At 39.6% G+C, this 7500-nt stretch carries 8 protein-coding genes (2 of these 8 running past the window's edge); 4 read left to right on the plus strand and 4 right to left on the minus strand.

What is annotated here, in order from left to right; translation table 11 throughout:
• Both CIT02_RS12070 and CIT02_RS02690 read right to left on the minus strand, forming a co-directional pair.
• Window positions 1-156 carry the 5' portion of a GNAT family N-acetyltransferase gene (locus tag CIT02_RS12070; RefSeq protein WP_363124186.1) on the minus strand. The gene continues 78 nt to the left of window position 1, outside the view, so 156 of the gene's 234 nt are visible here — the first part of the coding sequence; its start codon is at window positions 154-156; its stop codon lies off the left edge, out of view.
• Entirely contained in the window at window positions 114-386 is a 273-nt protein-coding gene (locus tag CIT02_RS02690; RefSeq protein ID WP_292613773.1) for a GNAT family N-acetyltransferase, read from the minus strand. Before CIT02_RS02690 ends, CIT02_RS12070 begins: the two co-directional genes overlap by 43 nt.
• A gap of 1064 nt (window positions 387-1450) precedes the next feature.
• On the opposite strand from CIT02_RS02690, the gene hdrA reads away from it, so the two are divergent.
• Window positions 1451-3835, plus strand: a complete 2385-nt coding sequence (hdrA, locus tag CIT02_RS02695; protein WP_292613774.1) for a ferredoxin:CoB-CoM heterodisulfide reductase subunit HdrA — start codon at window positions 1451-1453, stop codon at window positions 3833-3835.
• Here the strand turns inward: hdrA and CIT02_RS02700 are convergent.
• Both CIT02_RS02700 and CIT02_RS02705 read right to left on the minus strand, forming a co-directional pair.
• Window positions 3765-4703 (minus strand): ABC transporter substrate-binding protein, encoded by a 939-nt coding sequence (locus tag CIT02_RS02700; RefSeq protein ID WP_292613776.1) that lies wholly within the window; start codon window positions 4701-4703, stop codon window positions 3765-3767. The two genes, hdrA and CIT02_RS02700, sit on opposite strands and share 71 nt — an antisense overlap.
• A 2-nt stretch (window positions 4704-4705) precedes the next feature.
• Window positions 4706-4984, minus strand: coding sequence for a MoaD/ThiS family protein (locus tag CIT02_RS02705; protein WP_292613778.1), 279 nt, complete (start codon window positions 4982-4984; stop codon window positions 4706-4708).
• 214 nt (window positions 4985-5198) lie between these two features.
• On the opposite strand from CIT02_RS02705, the gene CIT02_RS02710 reads away from it, so the two are divergent.
• From CIT02_RS02710 to CIT02_RS02720, 3 genes are all read left to right on the plus strand, one after another.
• A complete protein-coding gene (locus CIT02_RS02710) occupies window positions 5199-5543 on the plus strand; it encodes a NifB/NifX family molybdenum-iron cluster-binding protein (RefSeq protein WP_292613780.1) in 345 nt (114 codons plus the stop codon).
• Between the two features lie 409 nt (window positions 5544-5952).
• Window positions 5953-7485 carry a nitrogenase component 1 gene (locus CIT02_RS02715; protein ID WP_292613782.1) on the plus strand — a complete coding sequence of 511 codons (1533 nt, stop codon included), beginning with the start codon at window positions 5953-5955 and terminating at the stop codon, window positions 7483-7485.
• A 2-nt stretch (window positions 7486-7487) separates the two neighbouring features.
• A protein-coding gene (locus CIT02_RS02720) for a nitrogenase component 1 (RefSeq protein WP_292613784.1) crosses the window boundary here: on the plus strand, window positions 7488-7500 show its 5' end (the start). 1346 nt of this gene lie beyond the right edge of the window; only the first 13 of its 1359 coding nucleotides appear in the window; it begins with the start codon at window positions 7488-7490; the stop codon falls past the right edge of the window.

The following is a 7500-nucleotide window of genomic DNA, read 5'->3' on the forward strand; positions in this document are numbered from 1 at the left end:
ACAGGTGCCAACCACTCTAAATCCCCATTTCCTGTGTAGATCAATGCTTATTGTATTTTCAGCAAACATAATAGCCTGTAATGTCCAGAATCCTTTTTCTTCAGCAAATTCGATTAATTTCCAAGCAAGAGATTCCCTATACCCATCCCCTGATATTCCGGATCCACATAGATACTATCCTCCACAACTCCCCAGTAAACTTCCCTATTGGATACTGAAGATAAAGAGCCCCATCCCCGTATGGGATCAGTTTTTTTGGAATGATCTTCACGTACTACCAGAACACTTCCTAAAATGCATTTTTTAAGCCATACTTCTGGAAGGGGTAATTTTAATTCAAAATTTGCATTTCCACATATTACCGCTTTAGAATAGATTTTTGACACATCAAGCCATCATTCTTTTTCATTTTATCAATTCTAAAATTCATTCCATTATCTCCATATTTTCCTAGCAGGATTATTCTATTCAATTTTATTTTAGTCCCCAACGATAGATTTATATAGGAATATAACAATTGTTATAGTGGGGGTAATTATAACGATCGTTATAAAAGACAAACGCATGGTCGTTTTATTACCCTGACCTCAATTAAGTACTGAAAAAATAATAACCATCCTTAAGGAGAAAAATAGTACAAATAATTCACACCCTTAAAGATGAAAAGCCCCTTGTGAGGTGCTAAGAAATGTGTAGTTGTAGATAAATAAAATCAAAGAAGATAAAAATCCATTCGCAACTATTATATCTCCTCAAGAGGTGTTTTACTATGTGTAGATAACTAATATAAAGCTAACAATGGTTATTTCCAAGATGGGTGAAAAAGATCTATATTATCACCATTCACCCCGGAAATTTTGGGATAATATCACCATAACCTCCCATTTTAAAAAAATCATCCTCTCTGCCTTGTCATGTATCATCCAATTGAATGAGGATGTTATGGTGAATATTTTATCTTGAAAAATTGATCCAAACCATAAAACCAAAAATTCTGCCATAAGCTTCATATCCTAACCAGGAAACAATCCATGACCAAAAAAGTCCCCGGTTAGGATTACAAGCTAAAATTAGATTAAAATGCTTTTCTTTAAATTTTAAGAGTTGTAATCGTGAATTGTATAAGTAACTAAAATCATGATAATTTGTTCTAGTATATGTCCAATCAGATATCTAAATAATAAATTCATCATCAATTGGCAAATATTTAATTATATGAAACTTCACTATAGTTAATACATAATTTGTATTTTAATTTGAATAATTAAACAGCAGTAATGAAATAAAAAAAAGATTGATATAAACATGTTGTTTTATTTGTTACCCGAGAATATTTGTTTGTATTTAAAAAAAGGTTATATTTAAAAAAGAATCTGTGCCTTAATCAAAAATCAGTACTAGATCTATTTACTATTCACTTGATTATTAACCCCAAAGGAGATTGGTTAATTTGAATGAAAAAGATTTAACTTCAACCCCTGCCAAGGAAAACCTTAAGGTAGGTGTTTTCCTGTGCCGCTGCGGTGGTAACATCTCAGATAACGTGGATATGGAAAAACTCCACTCCTCCTTAGATGCCACAGTAGTGGAAGAATTCGAGAACCTGTGCTCAATAAATGGCCGTAAACTCATCCGAGATTCCATTATCGACAGAGACCTTGATCGGGTGGTGGTGGCGGCATGTTCACCTATTACCCATGAAAAAACATTCCAGAAGTATGTTAAACCCCTCAACCCCTACCTTATGCAGATGGCCAACATCCGTGAGCAGTGCTCCTGGGTACACTCTGATAAAGGAAAAGCCACGGACAAGGCCATTTCCTTAACCAGTGCAGCCATTGAAAAGGCAAAGTGTTCAGAACCCATTGACCCGTTACTGCGACGTACCAAAAAAAGTGTGGCAGTTATTGGTGGGGGCATATCCGGAATAACCACCGCCCTTTCACTGGCCCGGCAGGGAATAAAGACCCGGATCATTGAAGAAAGATCCACCATTGGTGGATCCATGGTCAAAATTGGTAAGGTCTTCTCCCCGGAGAAACTGGCCGAAGAATGTGCCATGTGCCTTTTAAACCCACTGGTAAACGAGGCCGTGGAAAACAAAAATATAGAAATTTTAACCAAAACCAAACTCTTAAGGGCTGAGCGCAGAGCAGGAAATTTCAATTTAATAGTGGAGAAGAAACCCGGTTTTGTGAAAGCCGAGCGTTGCATTGCCTGTGGAAGCTGTGCCGAGGTTTGTCCCGTGGAAGTGCCCAACTCCTGGAATGAAAATATGACCATCCGTAAAGCCATTTACAAATCATTCCCCCAGGCAGTTCCTGATGTATATACCATTGATGAAGAAAACTGTATCCGCTGTGGAACCTGTCAGGAAACTTGTAAAATGGATGCCATTGATTTTTCCATGGAAACTGAAGTCCTGCCCCTTAACGTGGGATCGGTAATTGTAGCCACTGGCCATAACCGGTTTGAACTGTCCAAAAGACCAGAATATGGATACGGAAGGTTCCCAGATGTGATTTCCCAGATGGAACTGGCACGGATCACCGGGGTAAATGGTCCCACCGAAGGGCAGCTACTGCGACCCTCCAATGGCCAGGTCCCCCAGAGAGTGGTAATGATACAGTGTGTGGGCTCCCGTGATGATAAACCAGATGGCAATCCCTACTGTTCCAAGGTATGCTGTATGGTAGCCATGAAGCACGCCAACGTTATAAAACATTACTACCCTGAAACCGAAGTCATAATCTGTTACACCGATATGAGAACTCCGGGAATGTATGAAAAGTACATGCGTTACGGTCAGGATAAAGGTATCAAACTGATAAGGGGCCGGGCCGGTGAAGTTACCTGGAAAAATGAAAAATTAGTGGTCCGGGTAGAGGAAAGTCTGGAAAAAACTCCACTGGAAATAGAAACAGATATGGTTGTTTTGTCCGAGGCTATTGAACCTTCCGAGGGCACCAAAGAGGTTGCAGAATTACTGAACGTAGGTTTAACTGAGGACCTGTTCATCAGAGAGAGTCACCCCAAAATAAAACCAGTCACCACTGATGTGGAAGGTGTTTACGTTTGTGGAACTGCCCAGGGACCTAAAGATATTACCGACAGTGTTTCCCAAGCCAACGCTGCCGCAGCCAAGGTGGCAGAACTGATGAATGGTAACCTGGAGGTGGAACCATTCGTAGCTACCATCAACACCTCTCGATGTAATCTATGCAAAAAATGTATGGATACCTGTAAGTACAAGGCATTCTATATCCAGGAAGATAATCTGGCCATTGACCCCATTGCCTGTAAGGGATGCGGTATCTGTCTTTCTCAGTGTCCAGAAGAAGCCATCAGTATCCAGGGGAATGCTGATGAAAAATTATTCGGTATCATATCCGGTATTCTTAAAAACAAAAAGGATGGTGAACGTATAATACTCACCTTCCTGGACAGTGTGGGATATCTGGCTGCGGATAACATGGGAATAAATAAAATAACCTATCCTGAATCTATCCGGATAATTAAAGTTCCATCATCGAATCGTTTGATGATGAAACACATCCTTTACGCCCTTGAAAATGGTGCAGACGGCATATTCTTAGGGGAGTATCCTGATGATCTCATGTATCCCCATCTTAAAGAAAAAGTCAAACAATTAAAACAAGTTTTAGAAGAGAAAAATATCAATCCCAACCGTCTGACCATTCACCGAGTGTACATACCCTACTTCCGGGGATTGGCCAATAAGTTAACCCTTTTTGATCAGGAAATCAGTTCTCTGGATCAGAAACATCACAGGGAAGATAGTAGTGCGAAGGTTCTGGATGAACCTCTTGAATAAATTTCAACTCAAAAACATCTTCCTTTTTTATTTTATTTTCCAGATATCCTAATTTTTGAAGAACCGGGACAAAATCCAGGGTGGATCTTATATATTCTTCCGATAGACTGGCACAGTACCGGGGAGAGATCTGGAAGGTTTCCAGTATAAATTCCACATCAATGCCACCCAGCTCACCAGCAGCTACTTTTGCAGCATCATGTGGCTGATTACGTATAAAATTACAGGCAGCTTCATGTTCAGTTAAAAAATTTTTTATAAAATCTGGATCTTGGTTTAGGAGCTCTTCACGAACCACAATCCCGTAACTGGGATTGTAGGGCCACAATTTGCTGGGAGGAATTATCAGTTTGGATTTTATCTCCCGAGAAGCAACCGTGGCCAGTGCTGGTGTGCCCAGGCCAGCAGCTATTTCACCAGTTTGTATGGCACTGGGTATGAAATCTGCCCAGGGATAATTGATGATGGATATATCCCGATCCTGGATGAGGTCTCGTATTATAACATCATGGATAGACCCCTGTGCCGGAGTTCCAATATTTCTACCTTCAAACTGTTTTAATACCTTATCCAGATTGTTTAAATCATCGAAAGAAGAGAATGAATCTCCAGAAATCATAATGGTACCTTCCACATGACCTCCAGCCACACATTTGAGTTTCAGTCCTTTATCAACCCCGATCATTACTGGAGGGAGACCTATATATCCTATATCTATTTCACCACTTTTAAAGGCCTCCATCATTGCCGGGCCTGTGGGAAATAGGATCCAATTAAGTTCAACCCCTATACTGTCAAGAAATTTATTATCCGGACTTTTTAAAATAAAGGAAGTGTGATAGATAGTGGAAAGATACCCGATATTCAAATTTAACCACCGGCCAGAGTCTGGAATATAACTATTTCATCATCATCTTTTACTGGGGAACTCAGACCACCGGTTCCTCGAATGTCATTTCCGTTGATGAGTATTTTAACGAAATCCTTTACCTGGCCCGCATCATCAGTGATGGTGGTTTTGAAGTCTTTTCCTTTAAGTTTAGTGTCCAGACTGTCAATCAAACCGGATACTTCACCATCATATTCAATTATCAGAGATTTTTCTCCAGTTATATCTGCTAGATTTGATAAAAATTTTATTTCAGGCATGTTTTTCCTCCAATGTATTGGTTTTTTAAAGTCATACTCAGGTAAGTACAACTACTTATATAACTATTGTTATATAACTATTGTTAACTTATAAAAATTAGTATATAAAACTTTTGGGTTTAGGAAATTCCTCTAAAAAGAGGAAAACACATGGAATAAATCTGATTAAATGTAAAAGAAATTAAATGTTTATCACAAATAAAGGTGTTAGTAAATGTCCATAAAAGTAGCAGTTGCCAGCAGTGATGGCAAATATATCAATCAGCATTTTGGAATGGCTTCACAATTTCTGATTTTCGAATTAGATGAAGATGGAACCCATAAATTCCTGGAATTACGAGAAAACAAACCGGCCTGCAGTACGGAGGGTCACAGTGAATTATCCATGGAAAAAAGTGTTAAACTAATATCTGACTGCCAAGCAGTACTTGCCGGCCAAATTGGTCCTGGAGCCATCGATATACTGTTGAAAAATAACATAGGCCCCTACATAGCACCAACATTTATCGAAGATGCATTAAAACAACTGGCAGAAATTAGAAAAAAGAAAAAAGACTGATTATTGGAGATTTTAGGATTAATAGATAATTTTATAATGGATAATTCTATAAAGTCTCGATTTAAAAGAAAAACAAATCGCTATTTCCATTGTGATATCGGTAGGTCAAATTGGACCAGACACTTGGAATAAACTCTTAAAGAAGATTAAACCCTTTAATTATGCCTTTTTTACAAAAATAATGATTTTAAAATACTCAACTGAATATACAAGTAAATGAAAAGTCGAATCATTGTATCTTTAGTTTCAGTAGCTATTTTTCAAGGATCTATCCTGATTTAACGATCGTTAACTATTTATACTAAATCAATTGTTTAACAATTGTTATATAACGATCGTTATTAGATCGTTTTAGCCGCTCTTCGATCCAGGCATCGTTGTATACCAAGAAGAAATAGGAGGAAATTAAGTGAGCCCAGATAAAAAGAGCCCAGATGAAGCAATCGATCTGAGTAAGAACACATGCCCCAACCGGGAGCATCGAGCCCATGGTACCAATGTATACTATGGAAAAGCAAGCCAACTGTTAAAAGACGCCAAAGAAGGAAACGTGAAATGTTCCGAAAGAAAATTTCAGCAGTCTGGAGGCTGTGTGCTTAACTTTTACCTTTCAAACAGAGTGACAACAATCCGTGACGCCGTTGTGATATTCAACGCACCAGTCGGTTGTTCTGCAGGTGCACTTGGTTACCGTGAATTATTCCGTGGTGTGCCTGTTGAGTTAGGAAGACCGGCACAATACAATGTTAACTGGCTTACAACCAACCTACAGCAAAATGATGTTGTTTATGGTGCTGGTCAAAAGTTAAAAGAAACGATACTGGAAGCTGAACGGAGATACTCTCCCAAAGCCATTTTCATACTCACATCATGTACCACTGGAATCATTGGAGAGGATATTGAAGGAAGTGTAAACGGAGTTCAACCCCAGGTGAAAGCAAAAATTGTGCCTATTCACTGTGAAGGCGTGCGCTCCAGACTGGTACAAACAGGATATGATGCATTTTGGCATGCCGTGCTAAAATATCTGGTAAGGGAACCTCAGGAAAAACAGGAAGATCTGATTAATGTAGCCAGTATGCTCTCTTACACCTGGCAGGACCGACTGGAGATAAAAAGACTTCTGGGGAAGGTCGGATTGAGGGTGAACTTCATTCCAGAATTTGCAACAGTTGAACAGTTTGAACAACTCTCAGAAGCAGCTTTAACCGCACCCATCTGCCCAACTTATACAGACTACATCTCCAGAGGCCTTAAAAAGAAATATGGAGTACCATACTTCCTTTACCCATCCCCAACTGGAATAACCAATACTGATGGGTGGTTACGCGAGATCGGGAAGTACACTGGAAAAGAAGACGAAATAGAGGAACTCATAGCTGAAGAGCACCAAACATGGGTGCCAAAAATGGAGGCAATACAAGAAGAATTCTTGAAACTACGTAAAGATGGTGAAAAGGTCAGAATTTTAGGATCCCTGGGCCAAGGGCGGTTAGTTAACCAGTTACCCTTCTTCGATGAATTAGGACTTCAAGCTCCTGCAGCCATGAGCCAGGACTTTGACGATCTTCTGATTGACCAGCTAGATGATATTGTGGAAAAAATGGGTGATTTCGATATAATGGTTAACACATTCCAGGCAGCAGAACAAGCCAACGTTACCACCAATCTGGACCCCGATCTAACCCTCACCTGCCCATTCCAGGGAGGCACATGGGAACGTGATAACAATGTCACCAGAATACACTCCTTAAGAGGAGACTCAGATCCCTGGAGCGCTCAAAGTGGATATGCTGGTGCAGTAGCATTTGGTAACTTCCTGTTACAATCCTTTAAAAACAAGTCCTACCAGAAGACATTGAGCGAAAAAACACCACGAAGCTACAAGGACTGGTGGTATGAACAGCCTGATCCACTGTACTACCTTGAAAAGGGGAAATAAACATGACTGAAAACA

Source organism: Methanobacterium sp. BAmetb5 (assembly GCF_003491305.1).
Taxonomy (GTDB): Archaea; Methanobacteriota; Methanobacteria; order Methanobacteriales; family Methanobacteriaceae; genus Methanobacterium.